23 protein-coding genes are annotated in these 24,812 nt (G+C 59.3%); 11 read left to right on the top strand and 12 right to left on the bottom strand.

Annotation, left to right across the window (positions count from 1 at the left end):
* Positions 1-150: 150 nt before the first annotated feature.
* Together rpsO and tsaD are read right to left on the bottom strand one after the other, a co-directional pair.
* Complete coding sequence (gene rpsO, locus ACE3PH_RS15120) at positions 151-420, bottom strand: 30S ribosomal protein S15 (protein WP_374320562.1); 270 nt, start codon at positions 418-420, stop codon at positions 151-153.
* A gap of 152 nt (positions 421-572) precedes the next feature.
* The gene (tsaD, locus tag ACE3PH_RS15115; RefSeq protein WP_374320560.1) at positions 573-1,685 is read right to left on the bottom strand and encodes a tRNA (adenosine(37)-N6)-threonylcarbamoyltransferase complex transferase subunit TsaD; all 1,113 of its coding nucleotides are present in this window, start codon (positions 1,683-1,685) and stop codon (positions 573-575) included.
* 43 nt (positions 1,686-1,728) lie between these two features.
* Between tsaD and ACE3PH_RS15110 the strand changes: the two genes are divergently transcribed.
* From ACE3PH_RS15110 to ACE3PH_RS15095, 4 genes are all read left to right on the top strand, one after another.
* Complete coding sequence (locus ACE3PH_RS15110) at positions 1,729-2,361, top strand: ANTAR domain-containing response regulator (RefSeq protein ID WP_374320558.1); 633 nt, start codon at positions 1,729-1,731, stop codon at positions 2,359-2,361.
* Between the two features lie 265 nt (positions 2,362-2,626).
* Entirely contained in the window at positions 2,627-3,850 is a 1,224-nt protein-coding gene (locus ACE3PH_RS15105; RefSeq protein ID WP_374320556.1) for a CmpA/NrtA family ABC transporter substrate-binding protein, read from the top strand.
* A 184-nt stretch (positions 3,851-4,034) separates the two neighbouring features.
* The gene (gene ntrB / locus ACE3PH_RS15100) at positions 4,035-4,949 is read left to right on the top strand and encodes a nitrate ABC transporter permease (protein WP_374320554.1); all 915 of its coding nucleotides are present in this window, start codon (positions 4,035-4,037) and stop codon (positions 4,947-4,949) included.
* A 28-nt stretch (positions 4,950-4,977) separates the two neighbouring features.
* Positions 4,978-5,778: an ABC transporter ATP-binding protein gene (locus ACE3PH_RS15095; RefSeq protein ID WP_374320552.1), complete on the top strand. Its 801-nt coding sequence runs from the start codon at positions 4,978-4,980 to the stop codon at positions 5,776-5,778.
* Between the two features lie 137 nt (positions 5,779-5,915).
* On the opposite strand, the gene lgt is transcribed toward ACE3PH_RS15095, so the two are convergent.
* The gene (gene lgt, locus ACE3PH_RS15090; RefSeq protein WP_374320550.1) at positions 5,916-6,734 is read right to left on the bottom strand and encodes a prolipoprotein diacylglyceryl transferase; all 819 of its coding nucleotides are present in this window, start codon (positions 6,732-6,734) and stop codon (positions 5,916-5,918) included.
* A gap of 79 nt (positions 6,735-6,813) precedes the next feature.
* Here lgt and ACE3PH_RS15085 point away from each other — a divergent pair, with 79 nt between their 5' ends.
* Together ACE3PH_RS15085 and ACE3PH_RS15080 are read left to right on the top strand one after the other, a co-directional pair.
* Positions 6,814-8,070, top strand: a complete 1,257-nt coding sequence (locus ACE3PH_RS15085) for a putative Na+/H+ antiporter (RefSeq protein WP_374320548.1) — start codon at positions 6,814-6,816, stop codon at positions 8,068-8,070.
* A gap of 85 nt (positions 8,071-8,155) precedes the next feature.
* On the top strand, positions 8,156-8,443 hold the full coding sequence (locus ACE3PH_RS15080; RefSeq protein WP_374320546.1) for a hypothetical protein: 288 nt from the start codon (positions 8,156-8,158) through the stop codon (positions 8,441-8,443).
* On the opposite strand, the gene ACE3PH_RS15075 is transcribed toward ACE3PH_RS15080, so the two are convergent.
* Entirely contained in the window at positions 8,421-9,176 is a 756-nt protein-coding gene (locus ACE3PH_RS15075; RefSeq protein WP_374320544.1) for a 4-hydroxy-tetrahydrodipicolinate reductase, read from the bottom strand. The genes ACE3PH_RS15080 and ACE3PH_RS15075 overlap by 23 nt on opposite strands.
* A gap of 93 nt (positions 9,177-9,269) precedes the next feature.
* Positions 9,270-10,613, bottom strand: a complete 1,344-nt coding sequence (locus tag ACE3PH_RS15070; protein WP_374320542.1) for a chloride channel protein — start codon at positions 10,611-10,613, stop codon at positions 9,270-9,272.
* Between ACE3PH_RS15070 and ACE3PH_RS15065 the strand changes: the two genes are divergently transcribed.
* Together ACE3PH_RS15065 and ACE3PH_RS15060 are read left to right on the top strand one after the other, a co-directional pair.
* Positions 10,612-11,103, top strand: coding sequence for a MarR family winged helix-turn-helix transcriptional regulator (locus tag ACE3PH_RS15065; RefSeq protein WP_374320540.1), 492 nt, complete (start codon positions 10,612-10,614; stop codon positions 11,101-11,103). The genes ACE3PH_RS15070 and ACE3PH_RS15065 overlap by 2 nt on opposite strands.
* A gap of 174 nt (positions 11,104-11,277) precedes the next feature.
* Positions 11,278-12,222 carry a mechanosensitive ion channel family protein gene (locus ACE3PH_RS15060; protein WP_374320538.1) on the top strand — a complete coding sequence of 315 codons (945 nt, stop codon included), beginning with the start codon at positions 11,278-11,280 and terminating at the stop codon, positions 12,220-12,222.
* Here ACE3PH_RS15060 and ilvD read toward each other — a convergent pair.
* From ilvD to acs, 5 genes are all read right to left on the bottom strand, one after another.
* On the bottom strand, positions 12,213-14,063 hold the full coding sequence (ilvD, locus tag ACE3PH_RS15055) for a dihydroxy-acid dehydratase (RefSeq protein ID WP_374320536.1): 1,851 nt from the start codon (positions 14,061-14,063) through the stop codon (positions 12,213-12,215). The two genes, ACE3PH_RS15060 and ilvD, sit on opposite strands and share 10 nt — an antisense overlap.
* 84 nt (positions 14,064-14,147) lie before the next feature.
* The gene (locus tag ACE3PH_RS15050) at positions 14,148-14,408 is read right to left on the bottom strand and encodes a TIGR04438 family Trp-rich protein (protein WP_374320534.1); all 261 of its coding nucleotides are present in this window, start codon (positions 14,406-14,408) and stop codon (positions 14,148-14,150) included.
* 183 nt (positions 14,409-14,591) lie between these two features.
* A complete protein-coding gene (locus ACE3PH_RS15045; RefSeq protein ID WP_374320532.1) occupies positions 14,592-16,247 on the bottom strand; it encodes an MFS transporter in 1,656 nt (551 codons plus the stop codon).
* Positions 16,248-16,420: 173 nt separating this feature from the next.
* The gene (locus tag ACE3PH_RS15040; protein ID WP_374320530.1) at positions 16,421-17,806 is read right to left on the bottom strand and encodes a sulfatase-like hydrolase/transferase; all 1,386 of its coding nucleotides are present in this window, start codon (positions 17,804-17,806) and stop codon (positions 16,421-16,423) included.
* 178 nt (positions 17,807-17,984) lie between these two features.
* A complete protein-coding gene (gene acs / locus ACE3PH_RS15035) occupies positions 17,985-19,964 on the bottom strand; it encodes an acetate--CoA ligase (RefSeq protein ID WP_374320528.1) in 1,980 nt (659 codons plus the stop codon).
* Between the two features lie 157 nt (positions 19,965-20,121).
* Between acs and ACE3PH_RS15030 the strand changes: the two genes are divergently transcribed.
* From ACE3PH_RS15030 to ACE3PH_RS15020, 3 genes are all read left to right on the top strand, one after another.
* Positions 20,122-20,718, top strand: coding sequence for a YqhA family protein (locus tag ACE3PH_RS15030; protein WP_374320526.1), 597 nt, complete (start codon positions 20,122-20,124; stop codon positions 20,716-20,718).
* A gap of 69 nt (positions 20,719-20,787) precedes the next feature.
* Positions 20,788-22,314 carry a fumarate hydratase gene (locus ACE3PH_RS15025; RefSeq protein WP_374320524.1) on the top strand — a complete coding sequence of 509 codons (1,527 nt, stop codon included), beginning with the start codon at positions 20,788-20,790 and terminating at the stop codon, positions 22,312-22,314.
* Positions 22,315-22,467: 153 nt separating this feature from the next.
* Positions 22,468-23,460: an MBL fold metallo-hydrolase gene (locus ACE3PH_RS15020; RefSeq protein WP_374320522.1), complete on the top strand. Its 993-nt coding sequence runs from the start codon at positions 22,468-22,470 to the stop codon at positions 23,458-23,460.
* Here the strand turns inward: ACE3PH_RS15020 and ACE3PH_RS15015 are convergent.
* Positions 23,430-24,284, bottom strand: coding sequence for a PEP-CTERM sorting domain-containing protein (locus ACE3PH_RS15015; RefSeq protein ID WP_374320641.1), 855 nt, complete (start codon positions 24,282-24,284; stop codon positions 23,430-23,432). The two genes, ACE3PH_RS15020 and ACE3PH_RS15015, sit on opposite strands and share 31 nt — an antisense overlap.
* Before the next feature lie 133 nt (positions 24,285-24,417).
* Entirely contained in the window at positions 24,418-24,687 is a 270-nt protein-coding gene (locus ACE3PH_RS15010; protein WP_374320639.1) for a carbonic anhydrase family protein, read from the bottom strand.
* Positions 24,688-24,812: the final 125 nt, after the last annotated feature.

Here is a 24,812-nt window from a genome sequence, read left to right as displayed (position 1 = left end):
CCGTCACTCATTTCGCGATGCCATTCCAGCGAGCCTGAGGGCAACCTCGTTGGAATGACACAGCGGTCGCTTGAGTCGAGTGGTCGGCGTCAAAAAACAAAAAGCCTGTGCTGGAGGCGTCCAGACAGGCTTTTTGTCGTCATGGGGTGCTTACTTACGCAGGCCCAGCTTCTGGATCAGTGCCACGTAGCGGTCAGCGTCCTTGGACTTGAGGTAGTCCAGCAGCTTACGGCGACGGCTCACCATGCGCAGCAGGCCGCGACGACCGTGGTGGTCCTTCTTGTTGGCCTTGAAGTGGGGTGTCAGTTCGTTGATGCGAGCGGTCAGCAGGGCCACTTGCACTTCTGGAGAGCCGGTGTCGTTTTGGCCACGTGCGTTGGCCTTGATGATCTCGGCGGTGTTGATGTCTGCGACGGACATGAGTGTTTCCTGAAAAACAGATGCAGACCTCAGGCAGCAAGGCCTGGCGGTTTCTGCGTTGAACTTGCGGCACCCGGTGAAACCAACCTGGGCCGTGCGAACACCCCAAATGGTTTCAGCCATTCAAGGTAGCCGCACAGTATAGCAGCAACTCAGATAGCGGACAAATCCCATCGCGGGCGCACATCGAACACCGGCTCGCGGGTCAACTCGGCCTTGCCCGCCTGCAAGCGCATGGCTGCTGCCAGCGCAATCATGGCGCCGTTATCGGTGCACAAGTGCAATTCGGGATAGTGCACCCTGATGCCACGCCGCCGGCAAGCCTCGTCGAGTTGGGCACGCAAGGCCTGATTCGCCCCCACGCCGCCAGCCACCACCACACGCTTGAGCCCCGTTTGCTTGAGCGCTGCCAGCGTTTTCTTGACCAACACCTCCACAATGGCGGCCTGTGTAGACGCTGCCAGATCAGCCAGGACCGGCCGCGCCTCGTCGCTGAGCAGCAAATCTTCTCGATCAAGCCAACCCTGACGCACCAGATGTGTGCGTACAGCCGTTTTCAGACCGGCAAACGAAAAATCGAGGTTACCGCTGTGCAGCATCGGACGCGGCAATTCAAAAGCGCCCGGGTTGCCTGTCTGAGCCAGTCGAGACAGGTGCGGACCACCGGGGTATGGCAACCCCATGAGTTTGGCCGATTTGTCAAAGGCCTCACCGGCCGCATCATCGACTGTCTCACCCAGCAATTCGTAGTCACCCACCCCATTGACCCGCATCAGTTGGGTGTGCCCGCCAGATACCAGCAAGGCCACAAAGGGGAATTCAGGCGGGTCAGTCGACAGGAACGGCGACAGCAGATGCCCCTCCAGATGATGCACACCCAGCAATGGGCGATCGAGCGCCGTACCAAGGGCACAGGCCACGCCCGCCCCCACCAGCAGCGCCCCGGCAAGCCCGGGACCACGGGTATAGGCCACAACATCCACTGCCTGCAAGGTGCACCCGGCATCGCGCAAGACCTGGCGAGCCAGGGGCACCACCCGCCGAATGTGGTCTCGCGAAGCCAATTCAGGCACCACACCACCATAAGCCTGGTGCATGTCGATCTGACTATGCAGCGCATGTGCGAGCAGGCGAGGCACGCCGGCACCATCTCGCCGCACCAAGGCCACCCCGGTTTCATCACAGGATGACTCGATCCCCAGGATCAGTTGCCCCTCCCCCACACCCCCACCGGGAATAGAGGACACAGAATGAATTTCAGACATGTGAGAAGTTTAGGGCCGGCGCAGTTGTTGCATGATCAAAGCCATGACGAAAGATGCACGCAATCTTCGAGTCGTGATTGTCCTGCCCGCACCCGTGTCCGCAGACCTTGATGACACGGAGCAGGCGGAATTGGAGCGTTCGCGCATCCTTCGCATTGGACTGCTAGAAGCTGGCTACAACGTGGTTGCGACTTTCCCCGGGGACAGCTTTCTCCCGGACCGGATTGCGCAGATCCAGCCGGACATGATCGTAGTCGACGCCGAATCACAAGGGCGAGACATCCTTGAGCACGTGGTGATGGCCACACGCGATGAGCGGCGCCCCATCGTGATGTTCTCGGATGACGAAGACACCAGTTACGTGCGCAAGGCGATTTCCGCCGGCGTCTCAACCTATGTCGCGGCGGGTACGCCTCAAGAACACATCAAGACGGTGATTGATGTGGCACTGGCGCGATTCGAGCACGAAGAACAACTGCACCAGGAATTGGCCAACGCGAAGAGCCAACTGGAAGAGCGCAAGCTCGTCGACCGCGCCAAGGGCCTCCTGATGTCCAGACAGGGGCTCTCTGAGCAGGACGCCTACCAGCGACTGCGCAAAGCCGCCATGAACAAGGGCATTCGGGTGTCCGAAGTGGCGCAGCGCCTGATCGATGCAGCCGATTTACTGGGCTAAAACAGCATATCGCCCCAAGGTGGACTGGGGTTTGCCCCAAATTGCATCAAAAACAGGCAAAAAAAGCTGGCACACCCTTTGCATTAACCAAGGCAAGCAAAGTCAACGGCGATTTTGCAAGTCTTAGGTTCCCAATGTTGGGGCCTGAGCTTTCCGACAAAGGTGTCTTCGAGATGACCACGCAGCAGTGCTGGTTCTCTCGACGGCACCTTTTTTGTTTTTCTAAACAGGAATGCCTCACACCATGAACTCGCAGGACAACAAAATGACCCGCCGCTCGATTCTGAAAACCGCCGCAGCCGCTACGGCTGTGGGCGTGGTGCCCGGACTCCAGTCGGCCGTGTGGGCTGCAGGCTCCGACAAGCCTGAGCTCGAAGAGGTCAAGATCGGCTTCATCCCCCTGACCGACTGCGCTTCCGTGGTGATGGCATCGGTGCTGGGCTTCGACAAGAAGTATGGCGTCAAGATCATCCCGACCAAGGAAGCATCCTGGGCCGGCGTGCGCGACAAGCTGGTGAACGGTGACCTCCATATGGCCCACGTGCTGTATGGCCTGGTTTATGGCGTGCACCTGGGCATTGGCGGCCCCAAGAAAGACATGGCCGTCCTGATGACCCTGAACAACAACGGTCAGGCCATCTCGCTGTCCAAGAAGCTGGCCGAAAAGGGTGCTGTGGATGTCGCTTCGCTGGCCAAGCTGATGGCCACCGAAAAGCGCGAATACACCTTCGCGCAGACCTTCCCGACCGGCACCCACGCCATGTGGCTGTATTACTGGCTGGCTGCCGGCGGCATCAACCCGATGAAGGATGCCAAGGTCATCACCGTGCCGCCTCCTCAAATGGTGGCCAATATGCGCGTGGGCAACATGGATGGCTTCTGCGTGGGCGAGCCCTGGAACCACCGCGCCATCATGGACGGCATCGGCATCACGGCCGCCACGTCTCAGTCCATCTGGAAGGATCATCCTGAGAAGGTGCTCGGCTGCACCGACGAGTTCACCAAGAAGTACCCCAACACCGCGCGCGCCGTGACGATGGCCGTACTGGAAGCCAGCCGGTGGATTGACGCCGGCCTGCAAAACAAGCTGAAGATGGCCGAAACCATTGCAGCCAAGTCTTATGTGAACACCGGCGTCGATGCCATCAACCAGCGCATCCTGGGTCGCTACCAGAATGGCCTGGGCAAGACCTGGGACGACCCTGACTACATGAAGTTCTTCAATGACGGCAAGGTCAACTTCCCGTACCTGAGCGATGGCATGTGGTTCCTGACCCAGCACAAGCGTTGGGGCCTGCTGAAGGATCACCCCGACTACCTGGGCGTGGCCAAGCAGATCAACAAGATTGACCTCTACAAACAGGCCGCCAGCGCACTGAACATCGCTGTTCCAAAGGACGTGATGCGGACCAGCAAGCTGATGGACGGCGTGGTATGGGACGGCAAGGACCCGAAGAAGTACGCCGACGGCTTCAAGATCCACGCCTGATTTTGCTTTCCTTGACCACTGAGTCCCGCTGAGACCGGCCTCGGAGCGCCCACGAAGGCACCAGACGAAGCCCTGCTTCGATCCAGGTCATCCCCTGATGGATGGCTCCGAGTGACCACCTTTTCCCCAAAGCCCCGCTGCTCCGGCAGCAACATGTTCAACGAAGCCAGATCAGGAGTTCACCATGGTCAGTGCCGTCTTCCACAGCCCCACCGAAGCCAGCGAAGCCCTGAAGGCTTCACCCCCTGCCGCGCCTCAAGCCGCCAAATCCATGCCTGCAGCCACCCCAGCGCCAGCACCCACCCCCGTTCAGCCCAAGATCCCGTTCGACTGGGCCGGTCTTGCACTGAAAACCCTGTCCCCGATCGCCGGCCTGGCAATTCTGATTGGCATCTGGGCCCTGTTGACCATGAAGGAAGGCGGCGCCTTCCCGACCCCGCTGGCCACGTGGAACTCGGCGGTCGAACTCTTCGCCCACCCGTTCTACCAGAATGGCCCCAACGACCAGGGCATTGGCTGGAACATCCTGTTCTCGCTCAAGCGCGTCGCCCTGGGCTTTGGCCTGGCCGCACTGGTCGGCATCCCGATGGGCTTCATCATCGGCCGCTTCACCGTGGTCAGCAACATGCTGAACCCGATCATCAGCCTGCTGCGCCCTGTGTCGCCACTGGCCTGGCTGCCGATCGGCCTGCTGGTCTTCAAGTCGGCTGACCCCGCCGCCATCTGGACCATCTTCATCTGTTCGATCTGGCCCATGATCATCAACACGGCTGTGGGCGTGCAACGCGTACCAGAAGACTACCTGAACGTGGCCAAGGTGCTGAACCTGTCCGAGTGGAAGGTTGTCACCAAGATCCTGTTCCCCTCTGTGCTGCCCTACATGCTGACTGGCGTGCGCCTGTCCGTGGGTACGGCCTGGCTGGTGATCGTCGCAGCAGAAATGCTGACCGGTGGTGTCGGTATCGGCTTCTGGGTCTGGGACGAGTGGAACAACCTGAACGTGCAACACATCATCATCGCCATCTTCGTGATCGGCATCGTTGGTCTGCTGCTGGAACAAGCCCTGGTGTCCATCGCCAAGCGCTTCAGCTTCGAATAAGCCCACCCACCATTCACGGAGAACTGTCATGGCCCGTTTCATCGACATCCAACAAGCCGAAATGGTGTTCAACACCAAAAAGGGGCGTTTCCATGCACTGCATGACGTCAACCTCGGCATCGACAAAGGCGAATTCATTGCACTGATCGGCCACTCAGGCTGCGGCAAATCGACCTTGCTGAACCTGATTGCCGGCCTGCTGATGCCCAGCAGCGGCGGTCTGATCTGCGACAACAAGGAAATCAGCGGCCCTGGTCCTGAGCGGGCGATGGTGTTCCAGAACCACTCGCTGCTGCCCTGGTTGACCTGCTTCGACAACGTCTACCTGGCAGTCGAGCGCGTGTTCGGCGGCAAGGAAAGCAAGGAACAACTGAAGAAGCGCACCAACGATGCACTGGAACTCGTCAACATGGGTCACGCAGCGCAGAAACGCCCGAACGAGATCTCAGGCGGCATGAAGCAGCGTGTCGGCATTGCCCGCGCACTGGCCATGGAGCCCAAGGTGTTGTTGATGGACGAACCCTTCGGCGCACTGGATGCACTGACCCGCGCCAAGTTGCAAGATGAGCTGCTGAAGATCGTGGCCCGCACCAAGAGCACCGTGGTGATGGTGACCCACGATGTCGATGAAGCCGTGCTGCTGTCCGACCGCATCGTGATGATGACCAACGGCCCCGCTGCCACGATCGGCGAAATCCTCACCGTGCCGCTGGCGCGCCCCCGCAACCGTGTCGAACTGGCTGAAGACCCGACCTACATCGCCTGCCGCAAGGCCGTGCTGGACTTCCTCTACACCCGTCACGGCGTGTCAGACAAGCACGCCGCCTGATCTGCGGCCGGACCCTGATGCACCACCGCTGAGCTGGCACACCACTTGCATACAGTTTTGAAGATCGCCTGATTCGCCAGAGCCAGGCGGTCTTCCTCAGCGGGGGTCAGTGGGTCCGCGAAAATCCACAGACCTCTTCACGCCTTCCGGTCCCTGGATCGGAAGGCGTCTTTTTTTGCCATGACCCAAAACAGTGCGCCCAGAACGATCATGGGGACGCACAACCACTGCCCCATGCTCATATTGAGGGCGAGCAACCCGAGGAAGCTATCAGGCTCGCGGAAGTATTCGGCAATGAAGCGGAAGCAGCCGTAGCCAAACATGAATGCCGCCGCCACAGCACCTTGCTGACGAGGCTTGCGGGCATACCACCACAACAGCACGAAAAGCAACACGCCCTCCATGCCGAATTGGTACAACTGAGAGGGGTGGCGGGGCTCCATGGAGCCTGACTGCGGAAACACCATGGCCCAGGGCAGGCTCGGATCCGCCGCCCGGCCCCACAACTCGCCGTTGATGAAGTTGCCGATGCGCCCGGCAGCCAGACCAATGGGCACACATGGCGCGACCAGGTCAGCGATCTCGAAGAAGGGGCGCTTCTGGCGCCAGGCGTACAGCAACATGGCCGAGATCACGCCAAGCAAGCCACCATGGAAGGCCATACCGCCTTGCCACAGGGCCGCGATCTCTGCCGGGTGAGACAGGTAATAACTCGGCTTGTAGAACAACACATAGCCCAGCCGCCCACCCAGCACGACACCCAGCACGCCAAAGAACAGCAGGTCTTCCACCATTTGCCGGGTCCACCCTCGGTCTACAAATGGCGGCTTGGCAGCACGGGCAGTAGCCAGCAGGTAAAACAGCGAGAAGGCCGCCAGATAGGTCAGACCATACCAGTGGACCTTCAGTGGTCCGATGGCAATCGCAATAGGGTCAAATTGAGGATGGATCAGCATGGCGCGAACGATACCCCAAGTCAGTGACAAGCTGGCGCCCGCAGGCTGAATCTGGCAGTGTCCTGATAGGATTGGACAAATGAATCCAACCACCATCCAGTTGATCGGCGGCATTATTTTTGCCGTCGCCTTGCTGCACACTTTTTCGACCAAGTTTTTTGAACGCTTGGCGCACGCCCGACCAGCACATGCAGGCTTATGGCACTTGCTGGGTGAGGTCGAAGTCGTCTTCGGGTTCTGGGCGCTTGTTCTCGTGCTGGTGATGTTTGCCATTGAAGGCAAAGAAGCCGCCACGCACTATCTGGACAGCCGCAACTTCACCGAGCCCCTGTTTGTCTTCACCATCATGGTGGCGGCAGCCAGCAAGCCTATCTTGCAACTGGCTGGCTGGGTGACACGCCTGCTCGTGCGTGTATTACCCTTGCCTGCAGGCTGGGCCATGCCTTTAGTCGTGCTCTCTCTGGTGCCGCTGATGGGCTCGTTCATCACCGAGCCGGCTGCCATGACCCTGGCCGCACTGCTGCTGCGCGACAACCTCTACAACCAGCCACTGTCGACCAGGTTGCGGTATGCCATGCTGGGAGTTCTTTTTGTGAATGTGTCGATCGGTGGCACCTTGACCCCTTACGCCGCACCACCTGTCCTGATGGTCGCCACGGCATGGGGCTGGGATCTGAGCTTCATGATGCATCACTTTGGGTGGAAGGCTGCACTGGCGGTATGCATCAATGCGGTAGGTCTTGTCGCGGTCTTTGCGCGCGAACTGCGCCACGTTCAACCTGGCGGTAGCGAGCCCGAAGCACCGCCACCGCTGCCTGTCACAGCCATCCATTTGATGTTCCTGGCGGGCATCGTGGTGTTTGCGCACCACCCGGCCGTGTTCATGGGGATGTTTCTGTTTTTCCTCGGCTTCACGGCCGCTTATGAACGCTACCAGGCCCCTCTCATCCTGCGTGAAGGCTTGCTGGTGGCTTTTTTCCTGGCGGGGCTCGTGGTGCTCGGCGGCCAACAGCAGTGGTGGCTCGAACCCGTGCTGATGCACATGAACGCCGACAGCGTGTTTTTTGGGGCTACCGCACTCACTGCAGTCACAGACAACGCAGCACTGACCTACCTCGGCTCATTGGTGGATGGTTTGAGCCCCGAGTTCCAATACGCGCTCGTCGCCGGTGCCGTGACAGGGGGCGGTTTGACCATCATTGCCAATGCCCCCAACCCAGCCGGCGCATCGATCCTCAAGGGCTCGTTCGAAGATCAGGCCATCCATGCCGGCGGTCTGCTGTTGGCTGCGCTGGTCCCCACCCTGGTTGCCATGACCGCATTCATGCTGCTGTGATCTGATCCGGCCTATGGTGACGACATGGCTGCTCTTTGTTGCGTGTGCATGTGTCATCGGCTCGATCCGCATTGGTCGGATTGACATGATCCTGGGCAACCTGGTCGGCAGCAACCTCTTTGATGCCTTGATCCTCACGGTGGATGACACTGTCTACCAGGCCGCACCGCTGTTCGAGCAGCTATCCGGGGCCCACATCGTTTCTGCATCCATGGCACTGGCGATGACCAGCATCACCTGGCTTGCGGCTCGCGACAATCCTGAAACGCGAACGAAGTGGGGACGCTGGTCCAGGCCAGGCACAGCCTTGTGTGCAGGCTACCTCATCCATGTCGGCACGCAACTGATCCTCATGCAGCGGCCACCATCTTGAGCTGCTCGCGCACATTGCGCATCAGCAGATCATCAAAGGTATAAAAGCCCTTCTCACACGCGCTCAGCTGGCTCAACGCAAATGCCGCGCCCGTTCCAAATGCTTCCCGCTTGATGGACTCATGGGTGATGCGAACCGTCTGGTATGGAAACCCGAAAATGACCTCGTGGTGGCCGACGATGCCCCCCAGCCGCAGCGACGTGATGCGTTCATCTTCCAATGACAGGCTCTCTGCAATCTTGCGCGCCGTACCTGAGACCTCGGGCTTGTCACGGAAATGCTGCTCCAGGATCTCGACGTCCGCAAACGGAGCGATCTGGCGCAACAAACGTGCAGCCAGAATCAGAAAATTGATACCGATGGTCATGTTTGGGGAAGCGAGCACCTTGGTATCTGCGCCCAGACTTTGAACATACGCCAACTGCTCGTCTGAATAGGCTGAAATCGCGCTCACCAAGGTGATGCCGCGACTGCGCAGGGCCTCGCCATACCCCATCACTGCCTCTGGCGTGGAGAAGTCAACCAAAGCATCTACCGGGTAGGCATCCAGCATGTCCTCCATGGAAACCTGATCCAGCCCGACAACCGGAATATCGGTTCCCGGAACGCGCTCATCAGGGTCCCGGACATGTGCCCGCGCAACCCAGGCCAGACCCAATCTCTCGTCAGTCTTGAGCACTTCGGCTACGGCCTGTCCTGCTTTACCGTACCCCAGCAGTCCCACTTTGATCATGTCTGTCTCCTCGTTCTTGTCCCATCTGGATCATAGCATTTGCATTTGTGCAAATGTAAATACATCTGGGGGGCAAGCACCGCGGCAGGCAACTCAATCAGTGGGGCTACGGCTCAGACCTTTGACTCGAGCCAACTGCAACTCGGCCATCACACCATACATCGGCGGACTGATCAGACGGGACACTGCACTGGCAACCATGGCGCAGGCCATCAGGCTCAGTACCAGCGAATGGCCCTCGACCATTTCCATGACAATGATGAAGGCCGTGATGGGTGCCTGGGTGGCCGCAGCCAGGAAACCCGCCATACCCAGCGCTATGAGCGCCGGGCTGTTGGCATGGTGCGTCCACTGGGAAATGTCGTTACCGATGCCAGCACCAATCGCCAACGACGGCGCAAAAACCCCACCAGGCACCCCGCTCCACTGCGACAGCCATGTCGCCAGAAAGCGCAGCGTCACATAGAAGCCACCCGTGGGGTCCTGCCCGTCGAGCAACTGCTTGGTGGCGGTGTACCCGCTGCCGAACGTGGCACCCTGACTGATGATGCCAATCAAGGCAATCACGAAACCGCACCCTGCAGCAAAACGAATCGGATAGCTGGCCCGCCAGCGGCTGAAGATGTCCTTGCCGCCACGTGTCGACTCGATCATCAACTTGGAAAAAAGCCCTCCCAGTACCCCTGTCGATAGCGCAATCGCCAGACCAGGCAGCAACTCCGCCAGAGAAACACTGGCAACTTGGATGTGCCCAAAATAGCTGCCATTGCCGTAAATCGATATCGCCATCAGGCCCGACAGGACGATGCCCGCAATCAGGATACCGCTCGAACGATGCTCGGGGCGGCGCGACAGCTCCTCGATCGCGAACATGACCCCTCCTAGCGGCGTATTGAAGGCTGCGGCGATCCCGGCGGCACCACCTGCCACGATCAAGCCATGGTCTCCCACACTGGAGCGTGCGGGCAACCATTTGCGGGCGTGATGCATGATCCCCGCGCCAACTTGAACCGAGGGGCCCTCACGACCGGTCGACAAACCAGCCAGCAATCCACCCACGGTCAACACCAATTTGGCAAGCGACAAACGCAGTGAAATAAAGTGATGGCGCCCCTGTGGGGGTGTACTGGTATCAAGGGCTGCCAGCACCTGGGGAATGCCAGACCCACTGGCACCCACAAAATACTTGCGCGTAAGCCACACGATGGCGGCCGTCACGGCTGGCGTCCACGCCAAGGCCAACCAAGGCGAGTATGCTGTGATAACAAAAAACAAAGACAATGCATGCTCGCTCAACCAGGTCATGAGCACCACACCCAAGCCGGCCAGCACCGCAAAGCTCATCACCACGGCGCGAGCTGCCCAGCGACGCCAGTCAGACAACTCGGATTTGATTTCTTCGACCGGAAACTGCGAAGCCCCCTGCTGTTGATCCATGAGCCTACCTACCCCATCCGCAATGAGTGATGACGCCGCCACCGTGCTGCGTCAATTTCGAGTGGTCTTCAATGCCGTGAAAACCCATTTCCAGCAGATTGAACGGCTTTCCGGCTTGGGCGGGGCCCAGCTCTGGGCGCTGAGCCTGGTCGCCGAACGCAAGGGATTGGGCGTCGGCGATCTGGCTGAAGCCATGGACATCCACCAATCGACTGCCAGCAACCTGGTGAGAGCCCTCGTCAGCAAGCAGTTGCTGCTGTCCACCCGTGACGTGCATGACAAACGGGTAGTGCATCTGGAAATCAGCCCGGATGGCATGGCCATCCTGGCCAACGCCCCTGGCCCGTTCTCGGGCATCTTGCCTGACGCGCTTCAGAAGTTGGATGGAGAAACGTTGCAACGCTTGCATGGTGATCTGGACAGGCTGATCAATGTGCTGGGCATCGACGGCATGTCGAAAGCGGCGCAAACGCCTCTTGCAAATCTGTGACACCTGCATTTGTTCAAATATAATATACCGTCTGTAACGTCGTTCTGAGCAAACCGTTGCATACGTGTGAATAGGAGTGTGTTCAAGGCCCTGCCCAACCGGCAGGGCCTCTTTTTTTGGGGTCGGCGCTACAATACATTTGTGCAAATCTTTTAACCGATTTGGAGATGGCTCATGGGTGGCATCAACAATGTGGATCTTGCTGGTCTGTTCACGCTGGCCCCGAATGACTCCGACGGCGCAATGGTCTCGATGATGCGAATTGGCCTGATCATCGCGCTGGCGTGGGTTGCCGTCGCGGTCGCCCACAAGGTGATTCGAACCTTTCGAGCCAGGCTCACCGCCAAAATGGCGGACCGCGAATCCATCCAGCGCGCAGAGACCGTTGGCCGGGCGGCGCGCCATGCCATCACGGTCATCGTCTCTTTGCTGGCCTTGTTGCTGATATTGTCCGAGTTGGGCATTTCTGTGGCGCCGTTGCTGGGTGCCGCTGGTGTAGCCGGCGTGGCCATCGGTTTCGGCGCACAGAGCCTGGTGAAAGACCTTTTCGCGGGTCTCTCCCTCCTGATCGAAAATCAGATCCGGCAAGGTGATGTCGTCACGCTGGGCGCGCATACAGGTGCAGTCGAGGAGGTCACCTTGCGCTACGTTCGCCTCCGCGACTATGACGGCAACGTCCACTTTGTACCTAACGGGTCCATAGACAGCGTGATCAGCATGAGTCGCGGCTATGCGTATTCGGTTGTGAACGTGAACGTCAGCTATGACACCGACATCGAACGCGCCATGTCCATCATGGCTGACGTCGCAGAAGGCATGCTGCGAGACTCCGCCTGTCGAGACCGCCTGGATGGTGAATACGAGCTGGTCGGGGTCGACCAATTGGCCGCCTCGGCCGTTGTCATTCAGATCCGCTTTCGCGTCAAGCCACTACAACAATGGGCTGTCCGGCGCGCCTACCTGAAGCTGGTCAAACAGGCATTCGAGCGGCATCACATTGCCATCCCCTTCCCTCACCTGACCGTGATCAGAAAATCTGCGCAAGCGCCCAATGACAAAGGGGCCGACATGGTTTCCCACGCCAGCCCCTTCATGGGAGATCACACCGCTCAGCGCTGAACTTGCGTGACGTCACGCACCGCGCCGGTATCGGCGGAGGTGGTCAGCGCAGCATAGGCTTGCAGGGCAGCCGACACATAGCGCTCGCGATTGACTGGCTTCCAGGCCTTCGCACCCTTCGCTTCCATGGCTGCACGACGTGCTGCCAACACCTCCGGACTCACGGCCAGATGAATCTTCCGGTCCGGAATGTTGATCTCGATGGCGTCACCGTTTTCAACCAGTGCAATGGCACCGCCACAGGCTGCTTCAGGTGAAGCGTGACCAATGGACAGGCCAGATGTGCCGCCGGAGAAGCGACCGTCCGTCAGCAGCGCACACTGCTTGCCCAAGCCGCGGCTCTTCAGATAAGACGTGGGATACAGCATTTCCTGCATGCCCGGGCCCCCCTTCGGGCCTTCATAGCGCACGATCACCACGTCACCGGCCTGCACCTCCTCGTTGAGGATGCCTTCCACTGCGTCTTCCTGGCTCTCATACACACGGGCCTTGCCGGTGAATTCCCAGATGGACTCGTCCACCCCGGCGGTCTTCACGATGCAGCCCTTTTCAGCGATGTTGCCGAACAGCACGGCCAGACCACCGTCCTTGGTGAAGGCATGCTCGACGGAGCGAATCACCCCGTTTTCGCGGTCGGTGTCGAGGGCCTTCCAGCGGCTGTCTTGCGAGAACGCCACCTGGGTAGGCACCCCACCCGGCGCCGCACGGTACATCGTGCGGACGGCTTCATCTTCAGACACGGTCACATCCCACTGGGCGATGGCGTCTGCCAGCGTCGGGCTGTGCACCGTCGGCACGTCGGTGTGCAACAGACCGCCGCGAGCCAACTCGCCCAGGATGGACATGATGCCGCCAGCACGGTGCACGTCTTCAATGTGCACATCCGGCACAGCAGGCGCCACCTTGCTCAGGCAAGGCACACGACGCGAAATGCGGTCGATGTCCTGCATCATGAAGTCCACACCAGCCTCTTTGGCGGCCGCCAGCAAGTGCAGCACGGTGTTGGTCGAACCGCCCATGGCCACATCCAGGCTGATGGCGTTCTCGAACGCCTTGAAGCTGGCGATGTTACGGGGCAGAACCGATTCGTCATCCTGTTCGTAATAGCGGCGGGCCAGATCGACAATGCGACGCCCTGCCTCGCGGAACAGCTTTTCACGGTCTGCGTGGGTGGCCACGATGGTGCCGTTACCCGGCAGCGACAAGCCCAGTGCCTCGGTCAGGCAGTTCATCGAGTTGGCCGTGAACATGCCGGAACAGGAGCCGCAGGTCGGGCAGGCCGAGCGCTCGACCGCGTCCACTTCCTCATCGGAACAGTGCTTGTCTGCGGCCTTGACCATGGCATCAACCAGGTCCAGCGCAATGACTTTGCCTTCGAGCTTGACCTTGCCGGCCTCCATCGGGCCACCGGACACGAAGATCACCGGGATGTTCAGGCGCAGCGCAGCCATCAGCATCCCCGGGGTGATCTTGTCGCAGTTCGAAATGCACACCAGCGCATCGGCGGTGTGGGCGTTGCACATGTATTCAACGCTGTCGGCGATCAGGTCGCGCGAAGGCAGCGAATACAGCATGCCGCCGTGACCCATGGCAATGCCGTCGTCCACGGCGATGGTGTTGAACTCTTTCGCTACGCCGCCGGCAGCCTCAATCTCGCGCGCAACCAGTTGACCCAGGTCCTTCAAATGCACGTGCCCTGGCACGAACTGGGTGAAGCTGTTGGCAATGGCGATGATCGGCTTGTCGAAGTCGCCGTCCTTCATACCGGTTGCACGCCAGAGAGCGCGTGCACCGGCCATATTGCGGCCGGCGGTAGAGGTGCGGGAACGATACTGAGGCATGGATGGCTCCGGGCTGTAATCGAGTCAGACTGCCGATTTTAGCGCCGCCGCCTCAAAGCAGCACACCCTGCCCGCCAAGAAGGGTCAATGCTTCTTCTTGTTCTTGTCGTTCAAACCGAGCAACTCGAGGTTTTTCTGACGACGCGCCTCGCGCTTGTCGTCGATCTTTTCCATCTCTTTCAGCGTGGTGCGACCTGATGCATCGGACCACCACCACCAGATCAGCGCCAGACCAAATGGCGACAACATGACCCACCACTTCTCGGCCCAGGTCCATTCACCTACCGGGCCGATACCCAGAAAGTTCATGACCAGCATGGCCACCCCAATCACGATGAACCACATATGAACGCTTCCCTTTGGCTTGACTAGCACCTGCCCTACCCACGAGGGCTTCATATACGCGAATGTACCGCAGCACATGGCAGACGAGATGAACGCATTCCTCAACGTGCAAGCGACTGCTGGCTACGCCACAAAAAAGCCCCGCCAAGGCGGGGCTTTGTATGGGAATCGACTGGTCAGACCTCAGTCACCAGCGTAGATGTCCACATCCTTGGTTTCGCGAACAAACAGCAGGCCAATCACGAACGTGATGGACGCAATGATGATCGGGTACCACAGACCGTTGTAGATGTTGCCCGTCTGAGCCACGATCGCGAACGCGGTGGTGGGCAGCAGACCGCCAAACCAACCGTTACCAATGTGATACGGCAGGCTCATCGAGGTGTAGCGGATGCGGGTCGGGAACATTTCCACCAGCATGGCTGCAATCGGACCGTACACCATGGTGACGTACAGCACCAGCACCGTCAGGATAGCGATGATCAGCGGCTTGTTCATCTTGGCCGGGTCAGCCTTGGCAGGATAGCCAGCGGCCTTGATCGCGCCCACCACGTCCTTCTTGAAGGCCGCATCGGCCTTCTTGGCATCATCAGGCGACAAGCCCTTGGCAGTGTAGGAAGAGATGACTTTGTCACCCACTTTGATCTGCGCCACACCGGTACCAGCTACGTTCTCGTAGTTCACCGAGTTGGCAGCCAACACTTGCTTGGCGATGTCACAAGAGCTGGTGAACTTGGCCGTGCCGGTGGGGTTGAACTGGAACGAGCACTCGGCTTGATCAGCAACCAGAGTCACCGGAGCAGATGCCTGAGCCTTGGCCAGATCAGGGTTGGCTGCTTCCGTCAGCGCCTTGAACAGCGGGAAGTAGGTCAGCGCCGCGATCAGGCAGCCTGCCAGGATGATGGGCTTGCGACCGATCTTGTCAGACAGCGAACCAAACACCACGAAGAACGGCGTACCGATCAGCAGCGAGATGGCAACCAGGATGTTGGCGGTAGCGCCATCAACCTTCAAGGCTTGCGTCAGGAAGAACAGGGCATAGAACTGACCTGTGTACCAAACCACGGCCTGACCAGCAACCAGACCCACCAGAGCCAGGATCACAATCTTCAGGTTCTTCCATTGGCCGAAGGATTCGGACAGCGGTGCCTTGGAAGTCTTGCCTTCAGCCTTCATCTTCTTGAAGGCCGGGCTTTCGTTCATGCTCATGCGAATCCACACGCTCACGGCCAGCAGGGCCAGCGAGACGATGAACGGCACGCGCCAGCCCCAGTCAGCGAAAGCCTCCTCGCCCACGGCTGTGCGGGTACCCAGGATGACCAGCAACGACAGGAACAGGCCCATCGTCGCAGTGGTTTGAATCCAGGCCGTGTAGGCACCACGGCGACCATGCGGCGCATGCTCGGCCACGTAGGTGGCGGCGCCACCGTACTCACCGCCCAGCGCCAGGCCTTGCAGCAGACGCAAACAAATCAGGATGACAGGGGCGGCAGCACCAATGGCCGCATAGTTGGGCAGCACACCGACGATGAAGGTCGAGGCGCCCATGATCAGGATGGTGACCAGGAAGGTGTACTTGCGACCGATCATGTCGCCAAGGCGACCGAAAACCAGTGCGCCGAAGGGACGCACGATGAAGCCAGCGGCAAAAGCCAGCAACGCGAAAATGAATGCCGAAGTCGGATCGAGACCGGCGAAAAACTGCTTGGCGATGATGGCTGCCAAAGAACCATAGAGATAGAAGTCGTACCACTCGAAAACAGTCCCAAGACTGGATGCGAAGATGACTTTCTTCTCCTCCGATGTCATTGGCGCATTGGATGCCGGGCTACTGGCCATGATGTGTTCTCCTCTTCATGAACGTCGAAGGCTTTTGACCTTTACACCCCGCAATCTAGGGGGCGCGACGAGCATTTGTAATGAGGGTGAACGCTAGGAAAGTCGGACAAACAGCCCAAACCAGCCCAAACATGGGAATGTCCTGATAGGGTTCCTACCTGGTTTTCGGAACGTTATTCAAAACCCCACAATTTCGCGTAACGTGTACTGTTTTGCAGCATACGATTCAAATTTCTCCATCGATCATCTGAATCAAAGCTGGTGTCATCACCCAAAGCATTCCAGCCAAGCCCCAATCGCCCGCCCTGAACATCAAATCCCAGAAATTCAAGGATGCTGGGGAACAGGTCGTAATAGGCAATATCACGCCCAGTCAACCCAGGTTTTCCAGGAGTCCAAAACAAGTTGAATGGCGACCGGTCTTTAGCGCGAGCCAAATCTGCAGACAGCGGATTTTCCATGGCCAGATGGTCTCCAACAACAACGACCTTGATCCGATCCTCCCAGCCCTGCTCACGAACGTGGGCCAGCAGACCAGCCACCAGGCTGGCCGTGCAACTCACCGTATCCTTGAAGCCCCACACCGCCGCCCTTGGGCGACAACTCTGGCTACGAAACCCTGCCGGCCCATGGGTATCAATGGTCAGCAGCGTCAAGTTGAAAGGCTCTCCTGCTGACATCAGCTCGTTCAGTCGGCGTTGCGCCTGCAACATCAACTGATCGTCAGGCAAGCCCCAGGTATGCATGTCTTGAGTGCGGTATCCCGCACTCAACCATTCTTGCCGCCCCAAACGCTCCTCATATCCATGAGTGGACAAAAACCTGCCCACGCCGGAAAACTGGAGGTCAGCGCCATTGAGAAAAACATTCCGGTAGCCATGCTGCGCCAGCAAATCACCCATGCAGGTGGCATGTGGCAAAAACTGCTCGAAATGCTCACCCTGTCGGTTTTTGTTCCACAAACCGAACACCTTCAAGGGCACCCCACACTGAGAGGCCACCAGGCTGGCCGTGGTCCACCCGGTACCGGGCGTTTGCCTCAAATGCGCAAAGTGACGACCCTCTGCCTCAAATGGTGACAGTGGGGCGAGAAGATTGCGATCAAATACCTCGGCATTTTCGTAGGTTCGCTCCAGACTCTCGACATAAATCAACAAGAGGTTCTGGTATCTCGGTGGCGGGGACAGCTTCACGCTGGCCGGGTCGACATACATCGTGGCAAACACATCCGGGCCGGCAAGCGTAGTCAAGTACGCGGGCACATTCAAGCTCACAACAAGCAGCCCCAGGCCAACCACCCAGGACACGGCCAAACACCCCCATCGAACGAGGGCACCACTTCGACACAGCAGCGTGCTGACAAACACGGCCAGCAGAGCCGGGCTGACCACACACTCACGCACAAAACGCCGGATAAGCCGCTGATCTGCACAAAAGAGACTGTCAACACCAGACTGAAGCTGGAAGACAACCTGATCGAATCCGACCTGACCGAAATGGCGAGCCAGCCAGAACGGAAAGACGCACAGGGCAAAAGCCAGCGTCAGCAAAAGCCACACGAAGACAAACCGCAAGGCGATACGCCACCCTGCACACGGCTCTCGACCAGCACCCCACACCACAAACCACCCCTGAACAAGCCTGGAAACAAACAACCGGCCAGTATGGGCGTAAAAAAAGCTCGGTCGATACCGAGCTTTGGGGATGGGATGCGGACAAATGTCCGCATCACGCCAATCAGTTGGCCTTGGACAGTTGATCCAGGATCGCGGGGTTTTCCAGCGTGGAGGTATCCTGGGTGACGGTCTCGCCCTTGGCCACCACACGCAACAGGCGCCGCATGATCTTGCCCGAGCGGGTCTTGGGCAGGTTGTCACCAAAGCGGATGTCCTTGGGCTTGGCAATCGGCCCGATCTCGTGGCCAACGTGGTTGCGCAACTCAGTGGCGAGCTGCTTGGCCTCGTCCCCAGTCGGGCACGGCCGCTTGAGCACCACGAAGGCGCAGATGGCTTCGCCGGTCAGGTCGTCTGGGCGCCCCACCACTGCAGCTTCGGCCACCAGCGGGTGTGACACCAAGGCCGACTCGATCTCCATGGTACCCATGCGGTGCCCGGACACGTTCAGCACGTCATCAATGCGCCCGGTGATGGTGAAGTAGCCGGTCTCGGCATCGCGGATGGCGCCATCACCTGCCAGGTAATACTTGCCACCGAAGTCTGCCGGGTAGTAGCTCTTCTTGAAACGCTCAGGGTCACCCCAGATGGTTCGGATCATGGACGGCCAGGGCTTGCGCACCACCAGCACCCCACCCTGACCCCACGGTACTTCCTTGCCCGTTTCGTCGACAACAGCGGCATCAATACCAGGGAAAGGCAAACCGCAAGAGCCCGGCGTCAGGGCATGCGCGCCCGGAATCGGCGTGATCATGTGCCCACCGGTTTCTGTCTGCCAGAAGGTATCCACAATCGGGCAACGACCGCCGCCGACCTCACGGTGGTACCACTCCCAGGCCGCAGGGTTGATGGGCTCACCGACGGTACCCAGCAGACGCAAGCTGCTGAGGTTGAAATTGCGGGGGTGAACGGCTGCATTCGACTCGGCCGCCTTCACCAACGCACGAATGGCTGTCGGAGCGGTATAGAAGATCGTGACCTTGTGGGCCTCGATCATGCGCCAGAAGCGCGAGGCATCCGGATAAGTCGGCACGCCTTCGAACACCACCTGAGTGCCCGCGTTGGCCAAAGGACCATAGGCCACATAGGTGTGCCCCGTCACCCAGCCGATGTCAGCCGTGCACCAGAAAACGTCGTCAGGCTTCAGGTCGAACGTCCACTTGGTGGTCAACGCTGCATGCAGCAGATAGCCGCCGGTGCTGTGCTGAACACCCTTGGGTTTGCCGGTTGAACCAGACGTATAAAGCAGGAACAAGGGATGCTCGGCCTCCACCCACTCGGGGGCGCACACATCGGACTCCGACGCCATCACGTCACTCATCCACAGGTCGCGGCCAGCCGACCATGGGATATCGCCGCCGGTCCGCTTGAACACGATCACATTGCGAACCGAATCACAGCCGCCCAGCGCCACCGCTTCATCCACGATGGCCTTCAAGGGCAGACTCTTGCCGCCACGCATCTGCTCGTCCGCCGTGATCACCAGCACTGCGCCAGCATCTTCGATGCGATCACGCAGGCTCTGCGCAGAGAAACCACCGAACACGACCGAGTGGATTGCGCCAATGCGGGCACACGCCTGCATGGCCACCACACCTTCAACCGACATCGGCAGATACAGCACGACGCGGTCGCCCTTTTTCACGCCTTGCGTCTTCAGCGCATTGGCGAGACGCGAGACGCGCGACAGCAGTTCCTTGTAGGTAACGCGTGTGACTTCGCCGCCATCGGCTTCAAAGATGATGGCAACCTTGTCACCCAACCCTGCTTCCACATGGCGATCGAGACAGTTGTAGGATACGTTCAGCAAGCCGTCATCGAACCATTTGAAAAATGGTGCCTGGCTTTCATCCAGCGCCTTCGTGAAAGGCTTTTGCCATGTGATCAGTTCGCGTGCGAGACGCGCCCAGTAACCGGGATAGTCGGCCTGGGCCTCAGCACAAAGCTGGTCATATGCGGCACGGCTGCCAATGTGCGCCGTGCGGGCAAAGGCCTCGGGAACGGGATAAAGCTTGGAAGTGGTCGTCTGGCTGGAACCAGTCATGTCATTGCTCCTGGGTACCGGTACCGGCGCTTTTGGCACCTGTGTTTGAAATCATCGGAACGTCCACTCATGGATGGACACTTCGACAGACCTTAAAGATGCCAACATCTTTAACATTTGGAACTTCGGACATTCCCCTAGAAACGAAAACAATTGAATGCAGATCAACAAACGCCCCAACTTCATTTCGTCCCTGATTTTTGCCAGCAGATGGCTGCAGTTGCCGCTTTATCTCGGCCTCATCCTGGCTCAGGGCGTCTATGTCTTCCATTTCTGGGTCGAACTGGTTCACCTGGTTGAGGCAGCCTTCGGCAACCAGAATGCACTGCAAGCCATCTATGCAGCATCTGGTCAGCACGCTGACACCGTGCCAACGCACCTGACTGAAACGACCATCATGCTGGTGGTGCTGGGGCTCATTGACGTGGTCATGATCTCCAATCTGCTGATCATGGTGATCGTGGGCGGCTATGAAACCTTTGTGTCGCGCATGAATCTGGAAGGCCACCCCGATCAACCCGAATGGCTTGACCATGTGAATGCGTCCGTACTGAAGGTCAAGTTGGGCACGGCCATCATCGGGATCTCGTCCATTCACCTGCTCAAGACCTTCATCAACGCAGAAAACTACTCGGAGAAGGTGCTGATTGCGCAGACGGTGATCCACATCGCGTTCCTGCTGTCGGCCATGGCCATTGCTGCCGCTGATCGTATCCTTCACCCAGCCAGTGGGCATTCGGACGAACACCATTGAACACAGGGGGCCAGACCTTGGCACAATGTCGGTCTCATCCCCCACTGACCGCCCCAAAAAGGCCTAGCCATGACGACCATTCGTTACGACGACCTCGTTGAAAGCGTCGCAGCCGCGCTGCAATACATCTCCTTCTACCACCCCACTGACTACATCGCTCACCTGGCGCGCGCTTACGAGCGCGAGGAAAGCCCTGCAGCCAAGGACGCGATTGCGCAGATCCTGACCAACAGCCGCATGTGTGCCGAAGGTCACCGCCCCATCTGCCAGGACACCGGCATCGTCAACGTGTTCCTGAAGATCGGCATGGAAGTGAAGTGGGAAGGTTTTGGCGCCCGCAGCATCCAGGAAGCCATCGACGAAGGCGTACGCCGTGGTTACAACAACCCGGACAACAAACTGCGCGCCTCTGTGCTGTCCGACCCCATCTTCGAACGCAAGAACACCAAGGACAACACCCCTGCCGTGGTCTTCATGGAGCTGGTGCCGGGCGACAAGGTCGATGTGACCGTGGCAGCCAAGGGCGGCGGCTCGGAAAACAAGTCGAAGGTCTACATGCTCAACCCGTCTGACAACATCGTCGACTGGGTGCTGAAGACCGTACCGACCATGGGCGCGGGCTGGTGCCCACCCGGCATGCTGGGCATTGGGGTGGGCGGTACCGCCGAAAAGGCGGCCCTGCTGGCCAAAGAGTCGCTGATGGACGACATCGACATGTATGAGCTGCTGGCCCGCGGCCCGCAGAACAAGCTGGAAGAACTGCGCATCGAGCTGTATGAGAAGGTCAACGCCCTGGGTATTGGCGCACAAGGCCTGGGTGGTTTGACCACCGTGCTGGACGTCAAGATCAAGACCTACCCGACGCACGCGGCTTCGAAGCCCATCGCCATGATCCCGAACTGCGCTGCCACCCGCCACGCCCACTTCGTGATGGACGGCTCGGGCCCCGTGTATCTGGACCCGCCTAGTCTGGACCTGTGGCCCGATGTGCACTGGGCACCGGACTACAACAAGTCCAAGCGCGTGGACCTGAACACGCTGACCAAGGAAGAAGTGGCCAGCTGGAAGCCCGGTGACACCCTGCTGCTCAACGGCAAGATGCTGACCGGTCGTGATGCTGCGCACAAACGCATTCAGGACATGCTGGCCAAGGGCGAAAAGCTGCCCGTGGACTTCACCAACCGCGTCATCTACTACGTTGGCCCGGTGGACCCCGTGCGCGACGAAGTGGTGGGCCCCGCAGGCCCCACCACCGCCACCCGCATGGACAAGTTCACCGAGATGATGCTGGCTCAGACTGGCCTGATCTCGATGGTGGGCAAAGCCGAGCGCGGCCCCGCCGCCATCGAAGCCATCAAGAAGCACAAGTCGGCTTACCTGATGGCTGTGGGTGGCTCGGCCTACCTGGTTTCCAAGGCCATCAAGGCCGCCAAGGTGGTGGGCTTTGCCGACCTGGGCATGGAAGCCATTTACGAGTTTGACGTGGTCGACATGCCTGTGACCGTGGCAGTGGATGCCGGCGGCACCAGCGCACACATCGAAGGGCCCAAGACCTGGCAAGCCAAGATTGGCAAGATCCCAGTGACCGTGGCCTGATGACTCGCTCCGTCATCTGATCCTGAGAAAACCCCGATGGGCTTCGGCCCCTCGGGGTTTTGTTTTTCAGCTCGCCCATTCATGCGCATGAAGAACCCCTACTTCAACCCTGCCAAAAAGCACCATCGACCAGACGGGTTTCAGAACAACTACATGTCGTTTCGGGGAAAGCGCTGGCACGAGATCTTGCGCTGGCGGTGGCAGGCCTGGCGGGCGGGCCACCCCAAGCCCATCACCACCCCCATCCCGGTTACAGCACCTGATTTGACGTTCATCCAGGCCAATGCCAAGGCCGGGCTCATCATGCAGCCCGCGATGACCTGGATCGGACACATCACCGTTCTGGCTCAGATCGGTGGTCTCAACATCCTCACCGACCCTGTGTTCTCAGAGCGGTGCTTCCCGGTGCAGTGGGCAGGGCCCCAGCGACAGACACCGCCCGGGCTGACGCTGGAACAGCTCCCCCGCATCGATGTGGTCCTGCTGTCCCACAACCATTACGACCACATGGACGAAGCCTCGCTGACGGCCCTGGCTCGACAAAAAGGGGGATCACCGCTGTTCATCACCCCTCTGGGCCACAAGGCCTGGTTTGCGAAACGGGGCATACATCACGTGGTGGAGCTGGACTGGTGGGACGAGCATGTGCTGGAAGCCAGCGACCATAGCTTGCGCATCCCGGTGACGCTGACACCAGCACAACATTGGTCAGCCCGAACGGCCACGGACGCACTCCGCAGCCTGTGGGGCGGCTATGCCGTGCTGTCGCCCGACTGCCACCTGTTCTTTTCGGGGGACACCGCCTACTCAGCCGACTTTGTAGACATTCGCCAGCACTTCGCCCATGTACAGAGCCCGGCGCAAGGTGGTGGCTTTGACATGGCACTGCTACCCATTGGGGCCTACGAGCCACGTTGGTTCATGAAAGACCAGCATGCCAACCCGGCAGAGTCGGTTCAGATTTTCCAGGATCTGGCTGCCAAGCGAGCCATTGCCGTGCACTGGGGTACGTATCAACTGACCGACGAGGCCCTGGATGAGCCGCCCCGCGAACTGGCCGCAGCCTTGCGGCGCGCCCATGTTGCACCAGAGCTGTTTGACGTGCTGGCGATTGGTCAGACGCGCCTGGTACCTCGGCGCACCTGACGCACCGCTACACCCAAGGCGCCCAAGCCCAAGATCTGCAGCATGGCCGTTGAAGGCTCAGGGACAGGTGTCGACATGACCTGATCATGTCCAGACCAATGCGGCAAGTGCCCAGCCCCATCGCCATCCGACCAGCCACTGGTAGGCGAATGGCCGTGTGTACCCCAGAAGGCCTCACCATGTCGGTCCTGCTTGAACCCGACCACCCGCTCACCCGACAAGTGAGCGAAAGAAGCGGTGGCGTCAGCAATTGAATCGGTTTCAGCCGGGACAAGGTCGGCTGATATGAAGTCTGATGAAGAAGATGACGTAGCGTGCGCCAGGCCTGTCGCGAGCATCAATGCATGCAGCACCATGCCAATAGCGAGTTTTTTCATCATTCCCCCCCAAGTCATTGCTGCATCAAATACACGCGCGACGGTAGGTGCCACGATCGAGTCATGCGAAACAAACAGATGTACGCCCTGTTCGCAACCGGAGTTGTCCAGCATGTGCTTGACAAGAGCATTCGCAGCCTCAGACGGGTCGGCCATCCCAGGCAACGCGCCCACTCCCGAAACAAGATGTTTGATCACACCATGGTTGCCTTTAGCCAGCCAGTTGTTCCAGGCAATTTCTTCGTCGAGTACATAGACGCCCGGTGCACCCAAACGCCTATCCAAATTGACGGCTTTATCCACGTCAGCAGCTTGGCAGAGCAACTCAGCTGTTTGCACACACCGGAGTACCGGGCTTGACCAGGCGGATCTGATCCTCCCCGTCAGCGCTTTACCTAACTCATGGCACATGCGGACACCCAACTCATTCTTCGTGAATTTTTTCACGAACAAGACCCGACCTCAACCCCCAAGATTGACATTGACACTGTCAAAAAATCGCAAAAAAAAGCCCCAGCCCTTTCAGGCAGAGGCTCGGTCGACAGTGTGGCTGACGGGTGTGTACCGCGCAGCCACCCGATTACATGGATTCCTTGATAACGCGCCCGTTGAGTGGTTGCAGTGGGCGGGCGTTGAATTTGATCATGCGCTGAAAGGACTGAATCTGAGCGCGGCTCAACTCAATGGGGCTCTTCAGCACCATCCAGTTCACCCCTTCCGAACACGGCGGCGTTGTCAGGGAGCCCTCGAAGTTGTAGTAACCACGCTCTGATGGGAGCACCGCAGCCATGTCCAGCGAGAGGTCATCAACCGAGATCTTTTCACCCACCCGAGGCAAGTGATCAAAAATTGAAGCGCCCCGGGTTTTGCGGAGGCTCCAACACTGGAGAATGGAGCCATGAAGAAGTCCGCAAAGTTTTCGCCAGAGGTCCGTGAGCGCGCTGTGCGCATGGTGCTGGAGCACCGCTCAGAGCA

The organism is Aquabacterium sp., assembly GCF_041909175.1.
Taxonomy (GTDB): Bacteria; Pseudomonadota; Gammaproteobacteria; order Burkholderiales; family Burkholderiaceae_C; genus Aquabacterium.
The sequence above is the reverse complement of the archived record's forward strand: the minus strand, read 5'-3'. Positions and strand labels throughout refer to the sequence as shown.

Excerpts from the sequence above, each read along its gene's own strand:
- rpsO (WP_374320562.1), bottom strand. The coding sequence starts at position 420 with ATGTCCGTCGCAGACATCAACACCGCCGAGATCATCAAGGCCAACGCA.
- tsaD (WP_374320560.1), bottom strand. The coding sequence starts at position 1,685 with ATGTCTGAAATTCATTCTGTGTCCTCTATTCCCGGTGGGGGTGTGGGG.
- ACE3PH_RS15110 (WP_374320558.1), top strand. The coding sequence starts at position 1,729 with ATGACGAAAGATGCACGCAATCTTCGAGTCGTGATTGTCCTGCCCGCA.
- ACE3PH_RS15105 (WP_374320556.1), top strand. The coding sequence starts at position 2,627 with ATGACCCGCCGCTCGATTCTGAAAACCGCCGCAGCCGCTACGGCTGTG.
- ntrB (WP_374320554.1), top strand. The coding sequence starts at position 4,035 with ATGGTCAGTGCCGTCTTCCACAGCCCCACCGAAGCCAGCGAAGCCCTG.
- ACE3PH_RS15095 (WP_374320552.1), top strand. The coding sequence starts at position 4,978 with ATGGCCCGTTTCATCGACATCCAACAAGCCGAAATGGTGTTCAACACC.
- lgt (WP_374320550.1), bottom strand. The coding sequence starts at position 6,734 with ATGCTGATCCATCCTCAATTTGACCCTATTGCGATTGCCATCGGACCA.
- ACE3PH_RS15085 (WP_374320548.1), top strand. The coding sequence starts at position 6,814 with ATGAATCCAACCACCATCCAGTTGATCGGCGGCATTATTTTTGCCGTC.
- ACE3PH_RS15080 (WP_374320546.1), top strand. The coding sequence starts at position 8,156 with ATGATCCTGGGCAACCTGGTCGGCAGCAACCTCTTTGATGCCTTGATC.
- ACE3PH_RS15075 (WP_374320544.1), bottom strand. The coding sequence starts at position 9,176 with ATGATCAAAGTGGGACTGCTGGGGTACGGTAAAGCAGGACAGGCCGTA.
- ACE3PH_RS15065 (WP_374320540.1), top strand. The coding sequence starts at position 10,612 with ATGAGCCTACCTACCCCATCCGCAATGAGTGATGACGCCGCCACCGTG.
- ACE3PH_RS15070 (WP_374320542.1), bottom strand. The coding sequence starts at position 10,613 with ATGGATCAACAGCAGGGGGCTTCGCAGTTTCCGGTCGAAGAAATCAAA.
- ACE3PH_RS15060 (WP_374320538.1), top strand. The coding sequence starts at position 11,278 with ATGGGTGGCATCAACAATGTGGATCTTGCTGGTCTGTTCACGCTGGCC.
- ilvD (WP_374320536.1), bottom strand. The coding sequence starts at position 14,063 with ATGCCTCAGTATCGTTCCCGCACCTCTACCGCCGGCCGCAATATGGCC.
- ACE3PH_RS15050 (WP_374320534.1), bottom strand. The coding sequence starts at position 14,408 with ATGTGGTTCATCGTGATTGGGGTGGCCATGCTGGTCATGAACTTTCTG.
- ACE3PH_RS15045 (WP_374320532.1), bottom strand. The coding sequence starts at position 16,247 with ATGGCCAGTAGCCCGGCATCCAATGCGCCAATGACATCGGAGGAGAAG.
- acs (WP_374320528.1), bottom strand. The coding sequence starts at position 19,964 with ATGACTGGTTCCAGCCAGACGACCACTTCCAAGCTTTATCCCGTTCCC.
- ACE3PH_RS15030 (WP_374320526.1), top strand. The coding sequence starts at position 20,122 with ATGCAGATCAACAAACGCCCCAACTTCATTTCGTCCCTGATTTTTGCC.
- ACE3PH_RS15025 (WP_374320524.1), top strand. The coding sequence starts at position 20,788 with ATGACGACCATTCGTTACGACGACCTCGTTGAAAGCGTCGCAGCCGCG.
- ACE3PH_RS15020 (WP_374320522.1), top strand. The coding sequence starts at position 22,468 with ATGTCGTTTCGGGGAAAGCGCTGGCACGAGATCTTGCGCTGGCGGTGG.